The sequence below is a fragment of the Actinobacillus seminis genome, assembly GCF_002263215.1.
In the GTDB taxonomy this organism is placed as follows: domain Bacteria; phylum Pseudomonadota; class Gammaproteobacteria; order Enterobacterales; family Pasteurellaceae; genus Actinobacillus_B; species Actinobacillus_B seminis.
In genome coordinates this window covers 48,655-72,575 of sequence record NZ_NLFK01000002.1, presented here as the reverse complement: position 1 = coordinate 72,575, position 23,921 = coordinate 48,655, and the positions used below count along the sequence as shown (strand labels likewise).

The 23,921-nt window shown below is 42.6% G+C and carries 22 protein-coding genes and 1 riboswitch; of the genes, 6 read left to right on the top strand and 16 right to left on the bottom strand.

What is annotated here, in order from left to right; genetic code table 11:
• Nucleotides 1–10 precede the first annotated feature (10 nt).
• Together CFY87_RS02550 and CFY87_RS02545 are read right to left on the bottom strand one after the other, a co-directional pair.
• The gene (locus CFY87_RS02550; RefSeq protein ID WP_094945737.1) at nt 11–703 is read right to left on the bottom strand and encodes a virulence RhuM family protein; all 693 of its coding nucleotides are present in this window, start codon (nt 701–703) and stop codon (nt 11–13) included.
• A 319-nt stretch (nt 704–1,022) separates the two neighbouring features.
• The gene (locus CFY87_RS02545; RefSeq protein WP_201793233.1) at nt 1,023–1,403 is read right to left on the bottom strand and encodes a hypothetical protein; all 381 of its coding nucleotides are present in this window, start codon (nt 1,401–1,403) and stop codon (nt 1,023–1,025) included.
• Nucleotides 1,404–1,506: 103 nt separating this feature from the next.
• On the opposite strand from CFY87_RS02545, the gene CFY87_RS02540 reads away from it, so the two are divergent.
• Nucleotides 1,507–1,746, top strand: a complete 240-nt coding sequence (locus CFY87_RS02540; RefSeq protein ID WP_094945736.1) for a helix-turn-helix domain-containing protein — start codon at nt 1,507–1,509, stop codon at nt 1,744–1,746.
• 71 nt (nt 1,747–1,817) lie between these two features.
• On the opposite strand, the gene metH is transcribed toward CFY87_RS02540, so the two are convergent.
• From metH to argC, 4 genes are all read right to left on the bottom strand, one after another.
• The gene (gene metH, locus CFY87_RS02535; protein ID WP_094945735.1) at nt 1,818–5,504 is read right to left on the bottom strand and encodes a methionine synthase; all 3,687 of its coding nucleotides are present in this window, start codon (nt 5,502–5,504) and stop codon (nt 1,818–1,820) included.
• Between the two features lie 530 nt (nt 5,505–6,034).
• Nucleotides 6,035–7,408 (bottom strand): argininosuccinate lyase, encoded by a 1,374-nt coding sequence (gene argH, locus CFY87_RS02530; protein WP_094945734.1) that lies wholly within the window; start codon nt 7,406–7,408, stop codon nt 6,035–6,037.
• Nucleotides 7,409–7,479: 71 nt separating this feature from the next.
• On the bottom strand, nt 7,480–8,253 hold the full coding sequence (gene argB, locus CFY87_RS02525) for an acetylglutamate kinase (protein WP_094945733.1): 774 nt from the start codon (nt 8,251–8,253) through the stop codon (nt 7,480–7,482).
• Between the two features lie 13 nt (nt 8,254–8,266).
• Nucleotides 8,267–9,274: an N-acetyl-gamma-glutamyl-phosphate reductase gene (argC, locus tag CFY87_RS02520; protein WP_094945875.1), complete on the bottom strand. Its 1,008-nt coding sequence runs from the start codon at nt 9,272–9,274 to the stop codon at nt 8,267–8,269.
• Between the two features lie 116 nt (nt 9,275–9,390).
• Here argC and argE point away from each other — a divergent pair, with 116 nt between their 5' ends.
• Nucleotides 9,391–10,536, top strand: a complete 1,146-nt coding sequence (argE, locus tag CFY87_RS02515) for an acetylornithine deacetylase (RefSeq protein WP_094945732.1) — start codon at nt 9,391–9,393, stop codon at nt 10,534–10,536.
• A gap of 88 nt (nt 10,537–10,624) precedes the next feature.
• Here argE and lipA read toward each other — a convergent pair whose 3' ends face one another.
• The 10 genes from lipA to rhlB form a co-directional block, all read right to left on the bottom strand.
• Nucleotides 10,625–11,587 (bottom strand): lipoyl synthase, encoded by a 963-nt coding sequence (gene lipA, locus CFY87_RS02510; RefSeq protein WP_094945731.1) that lies wholly within the window; start codon nt 11,585–11,587, stop codon nt 10,625–10,627.
• A 19-nt stretch (nt 11,588–11,606) separates the two neighbouring features.
• Nucleotides 11,607–12,263 carry a lipoyl(octanoyl) transferase LipB gene (lipB, locus tag CFY87_RS02505; RefSeq protein ID WP_094945730.1) on the bottom strand — a complete coding sequence of 219 codons (657 nt, stop codon included), beginning with the start codon at nt 12,261–12,263 and terminating at the stop codon, nt 11,607–11,609.
• A 12-nt stretch (nt 12,264–12,275) separates the two neighbouring features.
• Nucleotides 12,276–12,581, bottom strand: coding sequence for a DUF493 family protein YbeD (ybeD, locus tag CFY87_RS02500; RefSeq protein ID WP_094945729.1), 306 nt, complete (start codon nt 12,579–12,581; stop codon nt 12,276–12,278).
• 106 nt (nt 12,582–12,687) lie between these two features.
• Nucleotides 12,688–13,872, bottom strand: a complete 1,185-nt coding sequence (locus CFY87_RS02495; RefSeq protein WP_094945728.1) for a serine hydrolase — start codon at nt 13,870–13,872, stop codon at nt 12,688–12,690.
• A 15-nt stretch (nt 13,873–13,887) separates the two neighbouring features.
• Complete coding sequence (locus CFY87_RS02490; protein WP_094945727.1) at nt 13,888–14,733, bottom strand: septal ring lytic transglycosylase RlpA family protein; 846 nt, start codon at nt 14,731–14,733, stop codon at nt 13,888–13,890.
• An 89-nt stretch (nt 14,734–14,822) separates the two neighbouring features.
• Nucleotides 14,823–15,914, bottom strand: a complete 1,092-nt coding sequence (rodA, locus tag CFY87_RS02485) for a rod shape-determining protein RodA (RefSeq protein ID WP_094945726.1) — start codon at nt 15,912–15,914, stop codon at nt 14,823–14,825.
• Complete coding sequence (gene mrdA, locus CFY87_RS02480; protein ID WP_094945725.1) at nt 15,914–17,839, bottom strand: penicillin-binding protein 2; 1,926 nt, start codon at nt 17,837–17,839, stop codon at nt 15,914–15,916. The genes rodA and mrdA overlap by 1 nt, the downstream gene beginning before the upstream one ends.
• Nucleotides 17,840–17,854: 15 nt before the next feature.
• Nucleotides 17,855–18,322 (bottom strand): 23S rRNA (pseudouridine(1915)-N(3))-methyltransferase RlmH, encoded by a 468-nt coding sequence (gene rlmH / locus CFY87_RS02475; protein WP_094945724.1) that lies wholly within the window; start codon nt 18,320–18,322, stop codon nt 17,855–17,857.
• 9 nt (nt 18,323–18,331) lie between these two features.
• Nucleotides 18,332–18,640 (bottom strand): ribosome silencing factor, encoded by a 309-nt coding sequence (gene rsfS / locus CFY87_RS02470; RefSeq protein ID WP_094945723.1) that lies wholly within the window; start codon nt 18,638–18,640, stop codon nt 18,332–18,334.
• Between the two features lie 158 nt (nt 18,641–18,798).
• On the bottom strand, nt 18,799–20,079 hold the full coding sequence (gene rhlB, locus CFY87_RS02465; protein ID WP_094945722.1) for an ATP-dependent RNA helicase RhlB: 1,281 nt from the start codon (nt 20,077–20,079) through the stop codon (nt 18,799–18,801).
• Nucleotides 20,080–20,279: 200 nt separating this feature from the next.
• On the opposite strand from rhlB, the gene rho reads away from it, so the two are divergent.
• The 4 genes from rho to CFY87_RS02445 all read left to right on the top strand — a co-directional run bounded on the left by rho (nt 20,280) and on the right by CFY87_RS02445 (nt 23,723).
• Nucleotides 20,280–21,542 (top strand): transcription termination factor Rho, encoded by a 1,263-nt coding sequence (gene rho / locus CFY87_RS02460; protein WP_094945721.1) that lies wholly within the window; start codon nt 20,280–20,282, stop codon nt 21,540–21,542.
• Nucleotides 21,543–21,948: 406 nt separating this feature from the next.
• Nucleotides 21,949–21,994, top strand: a riboswitch (PreQ1 riboswitch).
• 1 nt (nt 21,995) lies between these two features.
• Nucleotides 21,996–22,688, top strand: coding sequence for a 7-cyano-7-deazaguanine synthase QueC (gene queC / locus CFY87_RS02455; protein ID WP_094945720.1), 693 nt, complete (start codon nt 21,996–21,998; stop codon nt 22,686–22,688).
• The gene (gene queD / locus CFY87_RS02450) at nt 22,681–23,100 is read left to right on the top strand and encodes a 6-carboxytetrahydropterin synthase QueD (RefSeq protein ID WP_094945719.1); all 420 of its coding nucleotides are present in this window, start codon (nt 22,681–22,683) and stop codon (nt 23,098–23,100) included. The genes queC and queD overlap by 8 nt, the downstream gene beginning before the upstream one ends.
• Nucleotides 23,097–23,723 (top strand): 7-carboxy-7-deazaguanine synthase QueE, encoded by a 627-nt coding sequence (locus tag CFY87_RS02445; protein ID WP_094945718.1) that lies wholly within the window; start codon nt 23,097–23,099, stop codon nt 23,721–23,723. The genes queD and CFY87_RS02445 overlap by 4 nt, the downstream gene beginning before the upstream one ends.
• The last annotated feature ends 198 nt before the right edge of the window (nt 23,724–23,921 follow it).

Genomic DNA, 23,921 nt, shown 5'->3' with positions numbered 1-23,921 from the left:
TTATCCTATTCTAATTTTCAGATTGGCTTTTCAACAAGCGCTCAAAATCACTTTCAAAATTGCGATCTTGAATGACGCGATATTTTTCAAATTCAGTTTCAACATAAAGTTTCGCTTCATCAAAGCTGATTTTTCCTTTGCTGTCTAAAATTGGCAAATCGTCCGCATTTAAGAAAATAGCTAACCGCTTTGCCCAATCTTCCATTGCCATCGGAATTTGCCATCTTGCACGGCGTTTGGACAGGCGAATTCCACGGATTTCTTCCAATAAACGTTCAAAGTAATCTTCCCCTAAGAAAGTCCCGTTTTCCATTCGTTCTCGATCCAACACATAACCTTTCATCGAAAACTCACACAAAATCTGTGTTACCCATTGACGAAATTGCGTGGCTCGCACCGAGTTTACTCGATAACCAACAGAAATTACCGCATCAAGATTGTAGTGTTTGGTGTTGTAGTTTTTACCGTCAGTGGCAGTTGCCGAGAAAATCTCGGTAACTGAAAAAGGATCTAACTCCCCCTCTTTAAAGATATTTTTTAAATGGAGAGAAACATTATCGCTAGAACATTCAAAAAGTTCTGCAATACGTTTCTGTGTTAGCCAAATTTCGCCATTTTCATAACGAACTTCAATACTTTGATCGCCTGTTTGGTTGGTAAAAATCAAAAATTCAGCGGTGCTGTTACGAATAAGTTTAGTCATAAGTTATTCCTTACAATATTTTGGATAAATGTAACCGCTTGGAGGGGAATTGTCGAATGGAAATGAGGGATTTTTCGATGGAGATCGCAAAATAGAAAAATGTAGGAATGGCTTACAAGCGGTTAAAATCGCTTTCAAAATTACAATTAGGTTAATTTGTAGAAGTTATCTGGAAATTCCGGATAACTGAATAGCCCACGGCTTACGCCGTGGGTTAGGTATAATATTGCTCCGCTGGAGCAAGTTAGGTTTTCGTGCCAGGGGGTGATACTATGCTTAACCTAAGAGGTAAGCACTAGGGAATTTAATGAGTTAGTTTCTAATAACAGTTTTGAGAACCGTCGTAGTTAGTTGTACAAGTTTTATAGAAACTATTTCCTTGAGAGTCTGTCCCTGAATATGTTGTTTGATTACCGTTACGTTGGATAGTTTGATTCCAAGAGTTTCCATTGGAATCATATCCATCTTGATAGGTGGTATTGCCGTAGGTTCTAGATGTTTGAGACCAATTAGAACCAGTATTTGAGTTGTATCCATCAACATAGGTGCTATTACCGTATCGTCGAACATTATATTGGTTTCCAGTATTATTATCATAGCAAGTTTGATAAGAATCTGAACCATAGCATTGAGCAAATGCTGTACTGAATGTAGGTAATAAGGTAGTAATTACTAATAGATTTCTTGTAAATTTCATCATTAAAACTCCAATTTTAAGTTAATTCATATTTCTATATGAAGACTAAATTTTAGCATACTGATGAAATTCCTACAATTGTAGGAATTTTAAAATAGGCTGAATTTTGGACGAAATTATTAAAGCATTTGGTAAAGCTATTAGACAAAGAAGAAAGGCTCAAGAGCTTACGCAAGAGCAACTTGGATTTGAGGCTGATATACAACGAATTTATGTGAGTAAGTTAGAATTAGGGCAACAGCAACCTTCACTCACAACTATTTTTAAATTAGCAAATGGCTTAAATTGCTCTGCAAGTACGCTTATTCAAGAAACCGAAGAAATTTTGAACGAAAAATTGAAGTAAAATGATGGTCAGTTCCTGAGCAAGAATACTGACCACTTATTCATTTTGAGAGATGAAATGGGGAATTTAGCCTACTTCATCGCCACTCCCAACCACTTCACCATCTCTCTCTCATTCCACCCTTTGCGTTTCGCATAATCGACCGCTTGATCTTCATCAATACGCCCTAACGTAAAATAATTACTCGCTGGGTGGGTGAAGTACCAGCCGCAGACGCTTGCCGCTGGCCACATTGCGTAGCTTTCGGTGAGTTTCATTCCGATGCGTTGTTCTACTTCCAGTAAATCCCAAATGATCTGTTTTTCCGTGTGTTCTGGGCAGCTTGGGTAGCCTGGGGCTGGGCGGATACCGATGTATTCTTCACGGATTAAACGGTCGTTGTCTAAACTTTCGTCGGTGTAGCCCCAAACTTTGGTACGCAGTTCAAAGTGCAAGTACTCCGCCATGGCTTCGGCTAAACGGTCACCGACGGCTTGGAGTAGGATTGCGTTGTAGTCGTCCTCGGCGGCTTTGTAGCTTTCCACTAAATCGTGTTCTTCAATGCCGGCACAAACAGCGAACATTCCGAACCAGTCTTGTTTTCCGCTTGCTTTGCTTGCGATAAAGTCGCTCAAGCAAAGGTTGTACGGGCTTTTGCTGTTTTTACCGCGTTCACCCTGTTGGCGGAGGTTATAGACTTTGCCTGCTACTAAAGTGCGGTCAGAGTTTTGATAAATTTCAATATCATCGCCTATGCTGTTGGCAGGGAAAATGCCCATGATGCCGCTTGGGTTGAGCTTGCGATTTTGCTCCAATTCGTCCAACACTTTTTGAGCATCATTGTACACGCGGCGAGCTTCTTCACCGCCTTCCGGGTAGTCGAAAGCGTCAGGATAGCCACCCATTAAGCCCCAAAGTCTGAAGAATGGCGCCCAGTCGATAAACCGGCGTAAGGTGGCAATCGGTACGTTTTTGTATTCCACAATACCTGTTTGTTTTGGCGTTGGCACTTGGTAATTCGCCCAGTCGCCACTGAACGCATCAAAGGCATTCGCTCGTGCTTCTGCAATCGGCAACTGCTTGCGTGGTACTTTTTTGTTGGCGAAAGCATGCTGAATTTGCTCGTACTCTTTCTTGGTACGTTCCCACAATTCCGCTTTGGTTTCAGGGTTCATCAACGCCGCACAAACCGTCACCGCACGAGATGCATTAGTCGTGTAAATCACTTCGTGTTTATATTTTGGATAGAGCTTAATCGCTGTATGTTCTTTCGAAGTGGTCGCACCGCCAATCAGCACAGGAATGTTCAAATTCAAGCGGTTCATTTCGCCTAAAAAATACTCCATTTCGTCCAAAGACGGTGTAATCAAGCCACTCAAGCCAATAATATCAGCTTTTTCATCAATCGCTGTTTGAATGATTTTATCCGCCGGCACCATCACGCCTAAGTCGATCACTTCAAAGTTATTACATTGCAGCACCACGCTCACAATGTTTTTGCCAATGTCGTGCACATCACCTTTCACAGTAGCAATCACTACTTTCCCGCTAGAGGCGCCTTGTTGCTTGGCTGCGTTAATAAATGGCTCTAAATGGGCAACGGACTGCTTCATCACGCGCGCAGATTTGACCACTTGCGGTAGGAACATTTTACCATCACCAAACAAATCCCCCACCACGTCCATACCTGCCATTAACGGTCCCTCGATCACTTCAAGCGGTGTTGGGAATTGTTGACGCGCTTCTTCGGTGTCTTCGATAATATGGGTTGTAATGCCTTTTACAAGGGCGTGTTTCAACCGCTCTTCCACAGACCAAGTTCGCCATTCCGCCACGCCATTATCCGCTTCGCCAGCGATCACATTTTTGTATTTTTCTGCAATTTCCAACAGGCGATCTGTGCTATCCGGCACACGGTTTAACACCGCATCTTCAATGACATTACGCAATTCAGGATCGAGATCGTCATAAATCGCCAGTTGTCCTGCGTTTACGATCCCCATATCCATGCCTTGCTTGATAGCATGGTAGAGGAACACGGCGTGAACGGCTTCACGCATCACATTGTTGCCACGGAAAGAAAACGACACATTCGACACACCGCCCGAAATTTTGGCATGCGGCAGCGTGCGTTTAATGCGACCTGTGGCGTTGATAAAGTCCACACCGTAGTTGTTGTGTTCTTCAATCCCCGTACCAATGGCAAAAATGTTCGGGTCGAAAATAATGTCTTCAGGCGGAAAGCCCACTTGGTTCACAAGAATGTGGTAAGCCCGAGTACAAATTTCCACCTTGCGTTCTTCGGTGTCCGCTTGCCCCACTTCGTCAAACGCCATTACCACCGTCGCCGCACCATAACGGCGAACCAGCTTCGCTTGATGAATAAATTTTTCTTCGCCTTCTTTCAGGGAAATGGAGTTCACAATCCCTTTGCCTTGCACCGATTGTAAGCCTGCTTCAATTACTTCCCATTTACTTGAATCGATCATCACAGGCACTTTTGCCGCATCAGGTTCGGTCGCCATAATGTTCAAAAAACGGGTCATACATTTTTGCGAGTCAAGCAAGGCTTCGTCCATATTGACATCAATCACTTGAGCACCGTTTTCCACTTGGTCAATGGCAATTTCAATGGCTTCAGCGAATTTTTCTTCTTTAATCAAGCGTTTAAACTTCGCCGAACCCGTCACATTATTACGTTCACCCACGTTCACAAACAGGCTTTCATCATCAATGTTCAACGGTTCTAAACCCGATAAACGCATTGCGGTTTTGATTTCAGGCAATTTGCGTGGTGGAATGCCCGCCACCACATCCGCAAAGGCTTTGATATGTTCAGGCGTAGTACCGCAACAGCCTCCTACAATGTTTAAGAAACCGCTTTCCGCCCATTCTTTGATATATTCCGCCATCTCACCAGCCTCCAAATCATAACCGCCAAAGGCATTCGGCAAGCCGGCATTGGGGTGTACGGACACATAGGTTTCCGAGATTTTCGACATCACTTCCACATAAGGGCGCAGCTCTTTCGGACCAAGAGCACAATTCAAGCCAAAACTAATCGGTTTGGCGTGGCGAAGGGAGTTGTAAAAAGCTTCGGTAGTTTGCCCTGACAACGTACGCCCAGAGGCGTCAGTAATCGTGCCTGAAATCATAATCGGCAGTTCCACACTCAACTCTTCAAACACTTGAGCAATAGCGAACGCTGCCGCTTTAGCATTCAGTGTGTCGAAAATGGTTTCGATCATAATCAGATCCGAACCGCCCTTGATTAAGCCACGAGTAGCTTCCGCATAGGCTTCCACCAACTCCATAAAGGTCACATTGCGGAAACCGGGATCATTTACATTTGGTGAAATAGAGGCTGTTCTATTAGTTGGTCCTAAAATCCCCGCTACGAAACGTGGTTTTTCAGGCGTGCTGTATTTATCCACCGCCATACGTGCCAGCTTCGCCCCTGCAAAATTAAGTTCATAGGCAATAGATTGTAAGTTGTAATCCGCCTGAGCAATGGTAGTCGCGCTGAAAGTATTGGTTTCAATAATATCCGCCCCGGCTTCAAGGTATTTTTCATGAATAGCGAAAATCAGCAGCGGCTGAGTGAGAGTGAGTAAATCGTTGTTGCCACGTAGATCAATCCGGCTATCTTTAAAACGCTCCCCACGAAAATCCGCTTCCATCAGTTTATATTTTTGGATCATCGTACCCATCGCACCATCTAAGATTAAAATACGTTGCGAAAGAGCGGTTTTTAATTGATTAGTTTTGTTGTGTTGCATAAAAAGACCTTATAGGGACACGGCCGCCGTGTCCGAAAAATGTTAAACGGACACAGCTGGTGCGCCCTTACCATAATTGATAAATCATCAGAATAAAAAGAATAATAGGGGGGAGCGGGATGAGTGTCAAATTTTATGATAACTAACGGAAATTTTTAGTTTTTATCAAATAAATGGCAATCTCACCTAAGATTTTTTAATACCTATTATAGGGCAAGGAAATCTGTCGCATTAAGTAAAGTAGAGGGTTGAGCATAGGCGGTTGGGCAGTTGAACCAATTGGAACATTTTTCCATTATGTTCTTAGGTTACGGAAAATACGCAGTAAAAGCGGATTAATGGATTATCGATATGAACGATCCCAAGTAAAGTAAGTGCTGCCGGCAAGTGCGGTCAGAATTTCCCCGCTATTGTTCGTACCTTGCTTGATATCAAAGGACTTTCCTTCAATTTCTATTTAATTTCTACCAGATCAAAAAAAGAGTTGACATCCCAACTCTTTTTTTATTTCTCTTAATGAATTCATGTGGTTATTGCAAGCGTGCTTTTGCCTCGGCAATAGCCTCCGCAATACGTAACGGAGATACGCCGCCTTTTGCACAACGCTTATCCAAACAAGATTGCAATGAAAGAATGTCATACACATCCTGTTCGACTACATCGCTAAACCTGCGAAACTCGTCCAAACTCAAATCCTCCAAGCCTTTGTGTACTTTAATCGCATACACTACAGTTTCGCCGACAATATGGTGAGAATCACGGAACGGAACGCCTTTGGCAACCAAATAATCTGCCAATTCCGTAGCATTTGAATAACCTTTCAATGCCGCTTCACGTGTCCGTTCAACATTCACTTGAATATCTTCCAAAACAAATGCCGCCATATCCACGCAATCTTGCCATGTATCCAAGGCATCAAAAATCCCTTCTTTATCTTCTTGCATATCTTTGTTATATGCCAAAGGCAAGCCTTTCAATGTCATCAACATTCCGCTTAAAGCGCCAACTACGCGACCGGCTTTACCACGAATTAATTCGCACGCGTCCGGGTTTTTCTTTTGTGGCATCAACGAGGAGCCTGAGGTGACGCGATCGGAAAGTTCGACAAAATCCGCTTCGCCACTGTTGAAAATGATCATATCTTCAGCAAAACGCGATAAATGCACCATGCTTAATGAAGCGGTTGAAAGCAATTCAATAATATGGTCGCGATCAGAAACGCTGTCCAGACTATTGCGCGTCGCCATGGCAAATCCTAAATCTGCCGCTAATTGTTCACGATCAATGGCATAGGCAGTTCCGGCAAGCGCGCCACTACCAAGCGGACAAGTATTCATACGTTGATAGGCATCACTTAAGCGAGAATAATCGCGCTCCAACATTTCCACATACGCCATACACCAATGGGCAAAAGTAATGGGTTGAGCGCGTTGCAAATGGGTATAACCCGGCATCATCGCGTGTTGATTTTGCTCAGCAGTTTCCACTAATTTGGCTTGTAGTTGGCGCACGGAATATTGCAATTCGGTTACCCGTTGTTTACACCACATTTTAATATCCAACGCCACTTGGTCATTGCGGCTACGACCGGTATGCAATTTTTTACCCAAATTGCCCACTTTATCAATCAGTTTACTTTCAACCCAACTATGAATATCCTCCGCATCATCTTGCAAAATTGCTTGCGGATTTGACCTCACTTCAATCAACAATTCGTCCAACGCACGCTCAAGTTGTTGTTGCTCATCAGCACTTAACACGCCGACAGTAACCAACGCTTTTGACCAACCGATTGATCCTTCAATATCCTGTTCGGCTAAGCGATAATCAAAACGCAATGAATCATTAAAATCTTTAAAACGCTTATCTGCAGCTTGTGTAAAACGTCCGCCCCAAAGTGCCATATTTCTTCCTTTATCTATTTAAAATTAAAAAGGGTGGATCCTTGTCCACCTGCTATTTATCGGTCCGCTGATTACGGATTAATACGTGTTCCTATTATCTCACCGGCAAAAAGTGCGGTCAATTTTTCCGGATATTTCCAGTTGGCAATATCCACTCCGCGACGCAGTATTTTCGCCGCGTCCAACGCCGCATTCACCTTGACAATCATACCATCAGTGATCACATTGGTTTCAATCAATTGCGCAATTTGCGCAGAATTAAGTTGTGAAATCACTTGTTTATTTTGATCCAACACCCCATCCACATCAGACAACATCACCAAATCCGCTTGCAATAATGCGGCAATCACGGTTGCCGCTTGATCGGCGTTCACATTCATCAAACGCCCTGCATCATCCACTGCAATAGAACTGATAATCGGCAAAAAAGTGTCGCCTAATAAGGTATTGAGTAGAGTCGGTTTTTTACCTGCCACATTTGCCACATGACCTAATTCCACGTCAAATTGTGTCGCTTGCGTCATATTTCCATCCGCCAAGCATAACCCAACCGGGTTTAAGCCAAATTTTGCTGCCTGCGCTACCAAGGTTTTATTGGCAATACCCGCCAATGCCCCCACAATAATCTCGATTTGATCGCTTGGCGTAACACGCAACCCATTTTTCTTTTGCACCGGCAAATTCAAACGTTTCATCAACTCATCCACCACACAACCGCCGCCATGCACAATCAATAAAGGGCGGTCGAAATTTTTTTGATAATCCGCTAACGCAACAAATAAATTTTCCATTGCCGCCGGCGTATCCAACAGAACGCCGCCTAATTTAATCACTAAAGGTCGCATTTTTTCTTCCTTCCTAAATCAAGCCTAAGGTTTCATCTAAATTAAAACGAATATTCGCACATTGTACCGCTTGCGCCGCCGCGCCTTTTAATAAATTATCTTCCGCACCGACAATAACAATATGCCCGTTATGGGTCGCAAATCCAATATCGCAATAAGGTGTAAATTCCACCGCTTTAATGCTCGGCAACTCCTGCTCGTAAACCCGTACTAACGGACGTCCTCGATAAGCCTGTTGATAGGCTTGGTGAAGTTGCTGATCGGTCACACCGGTTTTTAACTTTGCGGTGATCGTCGCTAAAATACCGCGTTTAAAATTGCCCAAATGCGGTGTAAAAATCACTTCTGTACCTAAATGCATAGCAATTTCCGGTTGATGACGATGATGAAATACCCCATAGGCATTTAAACTCACCTCGCAAAAACTACTGGTCAAAGATGCTTTACGCCCCGCACCGCTCACACCACTGACCGCATTAATAATCGGTAGTTGGTTAAGATCCAATAAGTCTTGCTCAATCAAGGGTTTTAAGCTCAATTGCGACACAGTCGGATAGCAACCGGCAACCGCGACCAAATCCGTGTGGCGAATTTCATCGGTATTCCATTCCGCCAGTCCGTACACCGCTTGTTGTAATAAGTGCGGATGTTGGTGGGAAAATCCATAAAATTGCGGGTAAAATTCCGCTTTATTCAGCCGAAATGCGCCGGATAAATCAAACACTTTACATTGATGGGCTAAAAAAATCGGCGCTAAATCGTGGCTCACTTCATGGGCAGTGGCTAAAAAAACCATATCCGCTTGCGTCGCAATTTCGCTAATATCCACCGGTAAAGGCAACAACGGCAGATCGCAAAGTTGCTTTAATTGTGGATATAAATCGGAAATGCGCTTATTCGCATCCGCACTTTGTGTTGATACATATAATCCGTTCAATTCAAATTTCGGGTGCAATGTTAGAATTCGGGCGAGTTCCGCGCCGGTATAACCGCTTGCACCAACAATAATGGTTTTCTGCATAACCTGTTGTGCCTTATAATATGCCTTATAATAAAAAGAAATAAATTGATTAATTATGCCATTATTATGCATAATTATACATAAAGCAACGATTATTTTTATACAGGACTAAGACCATGAAAAAACTTCCTTCCTTTATTGATATGTATTCACAATTAATTGCGCTACCAACGATTAGCCACATTGAAGAAAAATTCGATCAAAGTAACCGCACTTTAATCGAATTATTGGCGGATTGGCTACAAACGCTTGGCTTTAAAACCGACATTATTGCGGTGGAAGGCAGTCATCAAAAATTTAATTTGTTGGCGACTTACGGAGAGGGAGAAGGCGGCTTGCTGCTCGCCGGACATACGGATACTGTTCCATTTGATGATGGACGTTGGAATTTCGATCCATTCAAATTAACCGAACATCAAGGGCGTTTTTATGGCTTAGGTACTGCCGATATGAAAGGCTTTTTTGCTTTTGTAGTGGATACGATCCGTCAGTTGGATTTAAGCCAATTAAGCAAACCGCTACGCATTTTAGCCACTGCCGACGAAGAAACCACCATGCTCGGCGCTCGTACCTTCATTCAACATGCACACATTCGTCCGGATTGCGCCATCATAGGCGAGCCAACTTCGCTCAAACCGGTGCGTGCGCACAAAGGACATATCGGCGAAGCCTTGCAAATCGTGGGGAAAAGCGGACATTCCAGCGATCCGGAAAAAGGCATTAATGCTATTGAATTGATGCATGAAGCCACGGATTATTTAATGCAAATGCGTGATGAACTTAAACGAAAATATCACCACGCCGCCTTTGAAATTCCTTACCCGACCATGAATTTCGGTTCGATTTACGGTGGCGACGCGGTTAATCGTATTTGTGCGTGCTGCGAATTACAATTTGATATTCGCCCGTTGCCTAATATTAAGCTGGAAGATTTAAGCGAAATGTTGCAACAAAAACTGGCGCCAATGTTTGAACGCTGGGGAGACCGTATTAGTTTACGTTCTTTACATGCAGCGACGCCGGGTTATGAATGCGATCATTCTGCGCAAATTGTCCAAGTGGTAGAAAAATTGTTGGGTGAAAAATGCGAAGCAGTGAATTATTGTACCGAAGCGCCATTTATCCAGCAGCTTTGCCCAACTTTGGTACTAGGTCCCGGTTCAATTGAACAAGCCCATCAACCGGATGAATATTTATCAACTGATTTTGTCCAACCGACTCAGGATTTACTGCGCAAATTGATTGCTCAATTTTGCCAATAATCAATGTCCCAATACACAAAAGTGCGGTCAATTTAAAACAACTTTTAAAATGACCGCACTTTTTCTATTTTACCTTGATTAATCCGGCTTATTTCACTAACCTGCCACTGGCTTGTAAATCCGCGTGGTAAGAGGAACGCACAAACGGACCGCAAGCAGCGTGTTCAAAGCCCATGTTTTCCGCTTTTTCACGGAATTCGTCAAATTCTTCCGGCGGCACATAACGGGCAACCGGTAAATGGTGGCGACTTGGTTGCAAATATTGCCCCAAGGTCAACATCGTCACGCCATTGGTGCGTAAATCTTGCATCACTTGCAAAATTTCTTCATTGGTTTCACCTAAGCCCACCATCAACCCCGATTTGGTCGGGATATGCGGGAACATGGTTTTAAATTCGCGTAATAATTTGAGCGACCATTCATAATCCGCACCCGGACGAATTTCTCGATAAAGTCGCGGTACATTTTCCAAATTGTGGTTAAACACATCCGGCGGATTGTCTTTTAATTTATCCAGCGCCTGTTCAATACGACCGCGGAAATCCGGTACCAAAATTTCGATTTTAATTCTCGGGTTGATACGACGCACTTCTTTCACACATTCGGCGAAATGCCCCGCACCGCGATCCGGTAAGTCATCACGATCTACCGAAGTAATCACCACATAGCGCAATTTCATATCCTGAATGGTTTCTGCTAATTTGCGCGGTTCTTCCGGATCCGGCGGCAGCGGTTTACCATGAGCAACGTCACAAAACGGACAACGACGAGTACAGATCGCTCCCAAAATCATAAAGGTGGCAGTACCGTGATTAAAACATTCGTGTAAATTTGGGCAAGAAGCTTCTTCACAAACTGAATGTAGCCCGTGTCTTCTCATGCCATTTTTAATACTGTCAATTTTTGCCGAATTTGCCGGCAATTTGATTTTCATCCATTCCGGTTTTTTCAGTAACTCTTGATCCGGGTTGATATTTTTGACTGGAATAATCGATGTTTTGGCGGCATCACGATATTTGACGCCACGCTCCATTTTAAACGGCGTATTCATTCAACCTTTCCTATAAATGTTAAAATTTTGTTATATTATTATAACCTAATAATTGTGTAAAGTATGCCACTAATTTTGGCACCACTTTATCGCAATCCGCCGCCGTTTTTGCGACAAAATCGGCTAATTGACACATTTCCAAGCCCGCATAACCGCAAGGATTAATATGATGAAATGGCGATAAATCCATATTAATATTCAACGCCAAGCCATGAAAAGAACAGCCGCGACGAATGCGCAAGCCCAAAGAGCAGATCTTTTTGCCATCCACATAAACCCCCGGCGCATCCGGTTTAGGATAGGAATTGATGCCATAATCCGCTAGGGTTTTTACCACCGATTGTTCAAGTGCGGTCACTAACTGGCGTACATTTAGCTCATTGCCATGCACTTTATGGCGTTTAACATCAATCAGCACATACATAATTTGTTGACCGGGACCATGATAAGTAATTTGTCCGCCACGATCGGTTTGAATAACCGGAATATTACTTTGCGTCAACAAATGCTCCGGCTTACCGGCAGAACCTTGGGTAAATACCGAAGGATGTTGCACCAGCCAAATTTCATCTGGCGTATTGGCATCACGTGTGTCAGTAAAATCTTGCATTTTGTGCCAAATTTCTTGATAGTCTTGTACACCCTGTTGACGAACAATCAGCGGAATATCTTGCATCACAGCCTCCTATTACAGCACCATTCTTACACCTGCAATTTTTGCCAATTCCTTGTATAACGTTTCAATTTGCTCAATATCTTCCGCATAAATATCCACAGAAACTGAATTGTAGGTTCCTTTGCTGCTGATATGTTGGCGAGGTTTGTGTTCACCGCGTGCGTAGCGACTGATCACCTCAACGACATCCTCCGCCAAATTCTCACGATTTACCCCCACCACCTTAAAGGTAAATGAACAAGGAAAGTCCAACAAATCTTTTAATTGTTTTTGTGGCATATCTTCAAGTTTAACGATTTTCTCATTTTGTGTTGTCATCTTTTTTCCTAAAAACTCATGTCATTTTGACCGCACTTTAGTTTTAGCGATCAGAAAAAGGATAAAGACGCGATCATAGCGTCCTTATCTTGGCTGAAGGTAAAACCTAAAATAAACTTTTTACGGTTAACACAATCCAGTCCCAGGCTTTACCAAAAATACCGCCTTCATTAACATCATTCATCACTTGCAAATTCACTTTCACAATATCTTTGCCATCTAATTGATAAATCACTTTTCCTACCGCTTGACCTTTGACCAACGGCGCTTCTAAGAATTTTTTATCTAATTCATAGCGGGTTTTCACATCAGCTTGACGACCTTTCGGCAGGGTAATAAAAGCATCCTGCAATACGCCTAATTGCACCTTATCGCTATCACCATAATACACGCTTTCTTCCGCAATCGGTTTATCCACGCTTAACGCTTTAAACGTTTCAAAATTCGCAAAGCCCCATTGCAACAGTTTTTTGCTTTCGACTTCGCGACCTTTATAAGTCGGCACGCCCATCACAACGGAAATCAAACGCATATTATTGCTATTGATGGCAGATGCAACTAAATTATAACCGGCTTTATCGGTGTGTCCGGTTTTCATTCCGTCCACATTTATGGTTTTATCCCATAATAATCCATTGCGATTCGGTTGTTTAATCTTATTAAACGTAAAATCTTTTTCCGCATAAATTTTATATTCTTCCGGTAAATCTCGGATAATATGCGCCCCGATAATTGCCATATCGCGCGCTGAAGAATATTGATTATCGTCATCTAATCCGTGTACGGTGGTGAAATGGGTATTTTTTAAACCAAACTGCGCCACAAATTTATTCATTTGATCGATAAATGCCGCCTCGGAGCCGGAAATATGTTCCGCCATCGCCACGGACGCATCATTCCCCGATACCACAATAATACCGCGATTTAAATCAGAGACTGACACTTGTTGATTAAGATTTAAAAACATTTTGGACGAACCCGGGAAATTTTTACCCCAAGCACTCTCACCGATCGTTACTAAATCATCATTATGAATTTTTCCTCGCTTTAACGCATCCCCCACCACATAGCTGGTCATCATTTTAGTTAAGGACGCTGGATATTGACGTTGATCCGAGTTTAATGACGCCAATATCGCACCGGAATTATAATCCATCAAAACGAACGTTTGAGCGTTCAATTCAGGTGCGGCAATACCATATTGCACATCTTCCGCCAAGGTTAAGGTTGGCAGAGATAATAATCCGGCAACAAAAGCTATTTTGGTTTTTTTAAATACGTTGTTTAACATCTAAAAATCCTATATTTAGTTATCACTATACACAATAAGTTGTTTTGCTTGGTTTAGTTTTTTCAACTGTGCTTTCAGTTGATTGATCTCATTTTGGTTTTTCAGCGGTCCAAAATGAATATCGTATTTGGATCCGTTTTGGGAAATCTCGGCTTTGACATTTTCTAACGCTAATCGGTCGATCAATTGCTCCGCCTGTTTTTTATTACTCACATTCAGCATACGCAATTTATAACCGCTTTGTTTACTTGCCTTTTCTTTTGCCTGATGGGAAATAGCAGCATTATCAATCCGCTGCGCCACTTCTTTGGTTTTTGCCGCTTTAGCTAACACTTCTGCTGCCGGACCGGAAATTTTTCCGCTACGATCAACGTGTAACGCCTCAATACGTACCTTTCCAAGACCGCTACCAATAATGCCGATTTCTTTGGCGGAGGCATAAGATAAATCAATAATGCGTTTATTGGAAAATGGACCGCGATCGTTAATTCGTACAATGACTTTGCGATTGTTACGCAAATTTGTCACCAACGCATAAGAATTTAGCGGAAGGGTTTTATGTGCAGCAGTATAGCGTGTTGGATGGTAGGGTTCGCCACTGGCGGTTCTACGTCCAGTAAATTTTTTGTGATAATAACTGGCAATACCTTCCTTACTATAATTTTTCGCGTTCTTGCTACTTTTGGTAGTATAAGTTTTTCCTTTAACTTGATAAGTATAGGTTTTAGTTGTAGCTGTTTGAGGTATCAGCTTAGGACCTTGAATACCATGATGCTTCTTTGTTGTTTGGGCGTTAGCCGACACAGCGATAGCACAGACTAAAAGTGCGGTCAAAAATTTCACTGTTTTGGTTAATCTCATAAAAATAGTCTCTAGGTTAAATTAATTAAAAATATAAATTGCATCTAACTATGATTGCGGCAATATTATTTAGTTCCATTAAAAAAACGCTATTTATGGGTATGAATAGACATAATCAAACCAAATCCCGCCATCAATGTAACAAACGAGGTTCCACCATAACTCACCAAAGGCAGCGGTACACCTACAACTGGCAAAATGCCACTCACCATCCCGACGTTAACAAACACATACACGAAAAAAATCAAAATCAAAGCACCAACCAAGGTACGCCCAAAGGCATTTTGTACATTAACGCTAATCATCAGCCCACGAGAAACAATAAAAATATAAATCGCCATTAAAATACAAAAACCAATCATACCATATTCTTCACTTAATACCGCAAAGATAAAATCCGTATGAGGTTCCGGCAAAAACTCCAGCTGCGATTGGGTACCTTGCATCAGGCCTTTGCCCCAAATGCCGCCTGAACCGATCGCAATTTTTGATTGTAAGATATGATAACCGGCGCTCAACGGATCTTTTTCCGGATCGAGCAAGGTGAGCACCCGCGTACGTTGATAATCATGCATTAAATAAAACCACATGATCGGAATAAACGCTGCCAAAGCAACTATCGCCGCAGAAATCAGCCTCCAACTCATGCCCGCCAGGAAAACCACAAAAAACCCTGAAACGCAGACCAAAATGGAAGTTCCCAAATCCGGCTGAATCGCCACCAATAATGTTGGCACAATAATCAGCAATAAGGCGATAAAGGTATCTTTTAAGCTCGGCGGTAACATACGTTTTCCCAAATAACTCGCCACCATCAAAGGTACAGATAACTTCACAATTTCAGAAGGTTGAAAACGAAATATGCCTAAATCCAGCCAGCGTTGCGCCCCTTTACTTATCGAACCGACTAAATCCACCAAAATTAACAAAATAATTCCCATTCCAAATAAATAAGGAGCAATCCGTTGATAAAATTTAGGTGGAAATTGTGCCATCACCAACATCACGGTAAAACCTAAAGCGACTTGGATAAGACGATTTTTAAACATATTTTCGTTACCGCCAGAGGCACTGTATAACACCACTAATCCCAATCCGGAAATCACCACTAAGCCGAGAAATAGCCAAAAATCAATATGTAATCGTCGCCACAAAAAAAGCCAACTATTTTTCTCCTCCATTATGGGGCCTCTCCTTTTTGTTTGTCAGCTTGCTGCCGACTAACTTCCGGTAATCGAATATTCAAATAATACTCCATAATACTACGCACTACAGGTCCGGCATTACTACCGCCACCACCGGCATTTTCCAATATCACCGTTACTATTATCTTAGGATTTTCATAGGGCGCATAGCCGATAAACCAAGCATGATCATGCAGTTCTTTTACCAAATTGCCGGCATTATATGTCTGATTTTCTTTCAAGCTAAATACTTGTGCAGTTCCGGATTTACCGGCGACATGAAAATTCGTACCTAAGAACAGTTTCCGCCCCGTCCCATTCGCGGCATTAATCACATTAAACATACCACGTTTCGCTATATCCCAAAAAGCTTGCTTAGGTTCATTAATATCCTCATATAACAAAGGGTCTTTGTAATATACAATTTGATCGCCTTCAATATAGTGCATCAGATGAGGTGTGTTAATCTTACCGTTATTGACCAATATGGCGAGAGCCTTGGCAACCTGCAATGGCGTAGCAATCCAATACCCCTGCCCAATACCAATTGAAATTGTATCCCCTTGAACCCAAGGTTTTTTATATTTTTTCTGTTTCCAATCACGCGTTGGCATAATACCGGAAGTTTCTTCTAAAATATCAATACCGGTTGGTTCACCAAAGCCAAAACGCTTCATCCAAGCCGACATACGATCAATTCCAAGATTATAGGCAACTTGATAAAAATACGTATCCGACGATTCCGCAATCGCCTTGTTTAAATCCGTGTTACCGTGTCCTGAGCGTTTCCAGTCTCTAAAGCGTTTGGTCGAACCGGGTAAAATCCAATAACCCGGGTCAAACACCGTCGTAGACGGGGTGACGACATTTTCTTGCAATGCCGCCACCGACATAAAAGGTTTGATGGTAGATGCCGGCGGATAGGCACCTTGTGTCGCGCGGCTATACAGTGGGCGATTAACGTCTTCCAATAAACGCTTATAATCTGCACTGGAAATTCCGCCAACAAATAAATTGTTATCGTAGGTCGGCGTGGAAACCATAGCCAACACGCTACTGTCTTTCGGATCCAGCACCACCACCGCTCCCTTGCGGTTACCCAATAAATTGAAAATATAACGTTGCAATTCCAAATCAATGGTCAAATGAATACTTTTCCCTGCCACTGCCGGCTGCTCGCGCAGTTTACGAATCACTTTTCCGCGGTTATTCACTTCTACTTCTTCAAAACCGACGGTACCGTGCAATTCGTCCTCATAATAACGCTCAATTCCTAATTTACCGATATCCGAAGTACCCGCATAATTGGCGTATTTATCTTTATTTTTCAAACGTTCTACATCTTTATCGTTGAGTTTCGCCACATAGCCCAAAATATGCGTCAACGGTTCGCCATACAGATAATGCCGTTTAAAATAAGGTTTGACCTCTAAACTCGGAAATTTATATTGATTAACCGCAAAACGAGCAATTTGTTCTTCGGTCAAATCAGATTTCAACAAAATTGGCGTATAACGTGAAGATCGGCGACGTTCTTTGCGAAAATTCTCAATATCGGCAGCATTTAACCCCACAACCAATTTTAACTCTTCAAAAGTGCGGTCTAAATTTTCCACTTTTTCCGGCACAATATACAACCCGAAAAAAGTCAAGTTTTCCGCCAACAATTTCCCATAACGATCATAAATTAATCCGCGCGTTGGCGACAAAGGCAATAATTTAATGCGATTCCCGTTGGAGCGGGTTTGATAGGTTTCGTAATTAATGACTTGAAGATGATATAAATTGGTAAACAAAATTGCAGACAATCCCAGCACGCCGATAAAGGAAATTAACGCTCGACGGGCAAACAAATTCCGCTCCGCTTTTTTGTCACGAATCGGATCTTGAGGCGGTTGAGAAAGCCATTTTTTCAAGTTCATGGAATGTTTCTCAAATTATTCGCGGTGATAAGGATGATTTGTAGTCAACGACCAAGCGCGATACAAACTTTCCGCCACGACTACGCGCACTAACGGATGCGGTAACGTTAGTGGCGATAACGACCAACTTTGCTCCGCTGCCGCTTTACATTCGGCGGACAACCCCTCAGGTCCACCAATCAATAAACACAGATCGCGCCCGTCATTTTTCCAAGCTTCCAATTGTTGCGCCAGTTGCTCCGTAGTCCAAGGCTTACCCGGAATATCCAAGGTAACAATTTTCCCCTTACCACAAGCCGCCAACATGGCTTTTCCTTCTTGATCCAAAATGCGCTTAATATCCGCATTTTTGCCACGTTTTCCAGCAGGAATTTCAATCAGCTCAAAAGGCATTTCTTTTGGGAAACGGCGTTGGTATTCTTCAAACCCGGCGGTGACCCACGCCGGCATTTTGGTGCCTACTGCAATCAATTGAATTTTCATGGCACCAAACTATGCCCAAAGTTTTTCTAATTGATACAATTCGCGACTGTCTGCCTGCAAGATATGCACCATGGCTTGACCAAAATCCACCACAATCCAATCGGCAGTGGCTTTACCTTCCTCGCCAAAGGTCTCAAATCCCGCTTGTTTACTTTCATCAATTAATTTTTGCGCCAACGAAGATACATGGCGGCCGGATGTTCCGGTACAAATAATCATATCGTCAGTAATCGACGATTTACCACGCACATCAATGGTTAAAATGTCCGCAGCTTTTAAATCATCCAATGTATTGACTAAAAAATCGACTAAATTCATCACTCTTGTTCATGGGTTATGGTTAAAATAAAGGGGATAATTCTAACACGAGAAACCCCGGATAGGAACGAAAGATACATATTTAAGCAGGAAATTGATAAAACAGCGCCAAAAATGACCGCACTTTACGACGTCGCGTCAATAAAGTGCGGTGGGTTTTAGAAACGTTTTTTAAACGGACGAGAATTGCCGCGCGCATTACTGCGACTATTATTATGCGCATTGGTGCGATTTAACGGTTGCGCGCGTTTTAAGTGCAACGGTTTTGGCAAATCGGTTAACAAGGCATTCGGGTCATATTGACTGACAGGAATAGAATGCCCGATATATTCTTCAATTGCTGGTAAATTTATGGCGTATTCTTCGCAGGCAAAACTGATCGAGACGCCGCTTTCGCCCGCGCGCCCAGTGCGTCCAATACGATGCACATAATCCTCCCGATCATCCGGCAAGTCATAATTGAACACATGACTGACATCAGGAATATGCAGGCCGCGCGCCGCCACATCCGTTGCCACCAAAATATCCAGTGCTCCGTCGGTAAATTGTTTCAACAGGCTTAAACGTTTTTTCTGTACAACATCACCGGTGAGCAAACCGACGCGATTCCCATCCGCCGCTAAATACCCCCAAATTTCTTCGCAACGATGTTTAGTATTCGCAAATACAATACAACGCTGCGGCCATTCTTCTTCGAGCAGGGTCATCAACAATGCCATCTTATCTTGATTAGACGGATAGAATAATTCTTCTTTAATGTGGTGACCGGTTTTTTGCAAGGGCTCGATTTCCACATATTGCGGATCATTCATATCTTCAAAGGCAAGCTCCCGTACTTTGTAAGACAGTGTGGCAGAAAATAACATAGTCAAGCGTTGTTGCGCCGGCGGGCATTTGCGCAATAAATAGCGAATATCTTTAATAAAACCCAGATCAAACATCCTATCCGCTTCATCCAGCACCACCACTTGAATGTGATCCAAGCGAATAATCCCTTGCTTGACATAATCAATCACCCGTCCAGTCGTACCGATCAAAATATCCACGCCTTGATCAATGGCTTTTAATTGTTTCTCGTAACCGTCTCCGCCATACGCCAAAGCGGTCTTCAAGCCGCTGACTTGCGTGAAAATGGTGGCATCATGATCAATTTGCACCGCCAATTCGCGGGTCGGCGCCAAAATTAGCGCGCGCGGTTGGGAAGTTACTTTGCCCGTATTTTGCAATAAATGATGAAAAGTGGCGGTCAAAAACGCCATGGTTTTTCCTGTTCCGGTTTGTGCCTGTCCTGCCACATCATGTCCCTGCAAACTCACGGGCAAAGACAATGCCTGAATCGGTGTACAATATTTAAACCCCTGCTGCTGCAAGGCTTGCAAGAGGGTTGGGTGTAAAGGTAAATCAGCAAAACGGCACTGACTTAAATGATGATTTTGCATAATAAAGTCTATTTTATTGAAAATTTGTGCCTAAGCATATCATGAAGTCAAAAAATCCCCAAAAAGGACCGCACTTTTTATAAAAACTTGTAGAATAACTAGACAGTATAGAGATTTAATGATAATTTACCCCTTGTCTATCGCCCTTAAAAAGGCAATTCAAATAAATTTACAACATCCAATCTAATGACATTTCAATTATGCATTTAACAGAACTTAAAAATACACCGGTCTCTGAATTGGTGGCTCTTGGCGAAGGGCAAATGGGCTTAGAAAATTTAGCTCGCTTACGCAAACAAGACATGGTATTCGCAATTCTGAAACAACACGCTAAAAGCGGTGAAGACATTTTTGGCGGCGGTGTGTTGGAAATTCTTCCTGACGGTTTCGGCTTTTTGCGTTCAGCCGACAGTTCTTATTTAGCCGGTCCGGATGATATTTATGTCTCTCCAAGTCAAATTCGTCGTTTTAACTTGCAAACCGGTGACAAAATTGAAGGTAAAATTCGCCCGCCAAAAGACGGAGAACGCTATTTTGCCCTCCTTAAAGTGGATCAGGTCAACGACGACAAACCGGAAGTTTCCCGCAGCAAAATCCTTTTCGAAAACTTAACGCCTCTTCATGCCAACTCCCGTTTAAGAATGGAACGCGGTAACGGTTCGACCGAAGATTTAACCGCGCGTATTTTAGATTTGGCATCACCTATTGGGAAAGGACAACGCGGTCTTATCGTTGCGCCACCTAAAGCGGGTAAAACCATGTTGTTGCAAAATATTGCGCAAAGTATCACCCACAATTATCCGGAGTGCGAGCTGATTGTGTTGTTGATTGATGAGCGTCCGGAAGAAGTCACGGAAATGCAGCGTTCAGTAAAAGGCGAAGTCATTGCCTCTACCTTCGACGAACCCGCCGCACGTCATGTTCAGGTAGCAGAAATGGTGATCGAAAAGGCAAAGCGTTCAGTAGAACATAAAAAAGACGTGATCATTTTACTCGACTCCATCACTCGTTTAGCGCGCGCTTACAATACGGTCACTCCGGCTTCCGGCAAAATATTATCCGGCGGGGTGGATGCCAACGCCTTGCATCGTCCAAAACGTTTTTTCGGGGCAGCGCGTAACGTAGAAGAAGGCGGCAGCTTAACTATTATTGCTACCGCTTTAGTGGATACCGGCTCTAAAATGGATGAAGTTATCTTTGAAGAGTTCAAAGGAACAGGTAACATGGAATTACACTTATCCCGCAAAATCGCGGAAAAACGTGTCTTCCCGGCAATTGATTTCAACCGCTCCGGTACTCGTAAAGAAGATTTACTCACTACTCCTGAAGAATTGCAAAAAATGTGGATTTTACGCAAAATCCTTAATCCAATGGGTGAAGTGGAAGCCATGGAATTCCTCATTGATAAATTAATGATTGCGAAAACCAACGAAGAATTCTTTGAAATTATGAAACGTTCATAACCTTAAATCACATTTTTTGATCTAACCCCTAAAAATTAGATCGTTATTCAAAGGGCTGATTTTGATATCATATCAAACTCAGCCCTTTTAGTTTTAATTGAATTCGTTCTGCATTATAGTACACCTCATCATTGTTTACTTGTTCAAGTTCACCAATGTTCTCAAAAATTTCCTTTCAGGCATTTTTACTTATCCCAGATAAGATGACGTGTCATACTAAATTGTGATGCGTGCAAGCGAATAAAGCTCGCAAACAACTCTATAATGATAAAAAAGATTAAAATACAATGAGTTATACAATGAACAAGATAAAATCGCTCTTTAGCGTTAAAACTCATGTGATTTGCTGATGTATTTCTGTTAAAATCCTGACCGCACTTTTATGTGGACAAAAGTGCGGTGAATTTTACTCGTGGTTCGCAATCCATCCCACGCAAAAAAACTAGGAAAACTATGCAAATTTCAAAAATTTTAAATCCCAATAACGACCGTAAAGCGGTTGTCATTTTTTCCGGTGGACAAGACTCTACAACCTGTTTACTGCTCACCATTGAAGAATATGGCGTAGAAAATGTTCATGCCATGACTTTCCAATATGGTCAACGTCACCATATCGAATTGCAAAAAGCCCAATGGATTTGCCAAGATTTAGGCGTAAAGCAGCATATTTTAGATATGACTGCTATGCAGGTTTTCGCGCCCAATGCCATGATGAACGAAACGAAAATCGTGAAAAACGAAAAAGGCGTGCCTAATACGATGGTGGACGGGCGTAATGCCTTGTTTTTACTTTACGCCGCGATTTACGCCAAAAGCCAAGGCATGACAGATATTATCACGGGTGTTTGCGAAACAGATTTTAGCAGTTATCCCGATTGTCGTGATGTGTTTATTAAATCCATGAACGTCACCTTGAATTTATCCATGGACTATAATTTTAATATTCGCACTCCGTTGATGTATTTAACCAAAGCACAAACGTGGCAACTTGCTGATGATTTAGGTCGCTTGGATTATGTGCGCGAGCATACCCATACTTGTTATGTGGGCGTGGATGGCGGTTGCGGCGAATGCCCAAGCTGTATTTTGCGCGAAAAAGGGTTGGCAGAATATTTAGCGCAAAAAAGTGCGGTAAAAAATGTTTAAGGTTTCAAAAGAATTTAGTTTTGATATGGCGCATATTTTGGACGGTCATGACGGCAAGTGCCAAAATTTACACGGTCATACTTATAAACTTCAAGTAGAAGTCAGCGGCGATTTAGTGCCGGACGGTGCAAAAAAAGGCATGGTGGTGGATTTTACTGATGTGAAAACCGTGGTGAAAGAAGCGATTTTAGATCCTATGGATCACGCCTTTATCTACGACACCACCAGCGAGCGCGAATGCAAAATCGCCGCGTTGCTCAATGAGTTAAACTCAAAAACCTTTGGTATTCCTGTGCGCACGACTGCGGAAGAAATGGCACGTTTTATGTTTAACCGCTTGAAAGGCAAACTATCGATTTCAGCAATTCGCTTGTGGGAAACGCCCACGTCATTTTGTGAGTATCGCGAATGAGTTTGCTCATTAACGCCCCCTGTTTCCCTATTGTAGAAATCTTTGAAAGCCTGCAAGGGGAAGGGGCGAACACGGGTATGCCGAGCATTTTTGTGCGCCTTGGCAAATGCAACTTGGCTTGCCCTTGGTGCGATACCAATTACAATAAATTTGAGCCATGGACGTTAAGCCAAATTCTCGCCAAAGTGCAGTCATTTTCGGCGAAAAATGTCATCATCACCGGCGGCGAACCTACTATTCACCCTAAAATAGTGCTGTTACTTGATGAACTCAAAAAAGATGGGTATTTCCTTGCCATTGAAACCAATGGTCTAAAAGAAATTCCGTCTCAAATTGATTATATCGCCACTAGTCCCAAAGCCATGTACGCAGAAAAATACCAACGTCGCTGCATCAAAAAAGCCAACGAAGTGCGTATTGTGATGGATGCCGACGCCCGTGAGTTTTGTGAGTTTATTGAAAGGAAAATTAGCGCCGACTATTATTTCCTCAGTCCTTGTGAAGTAGATGGTAAAATGAACCTACACGAAACTATCCAATTACTCGGCGAACTTAATGCGCGCCCTAATAAACCAAAATGGTTGTTGAATATTCAAACCCATAAATTGATTGGGATTGAGTAAAAAAGAAGTCAAAAAACTGCGGTCAAAATTCTTGATGTTTTTTAACCGCACTTTAAAACGGAAATTAGCCCATCCGTCCTTTGATATAGTCTTCCCGTTTTTTGGTTTTGTGGCTCGAAGATTTTTTTCGTTTCGTCGATTACCATGGTGTAATCCTGTTTTCCCCTCATGTCCGCTCATGTACGCAATCAGCAATCT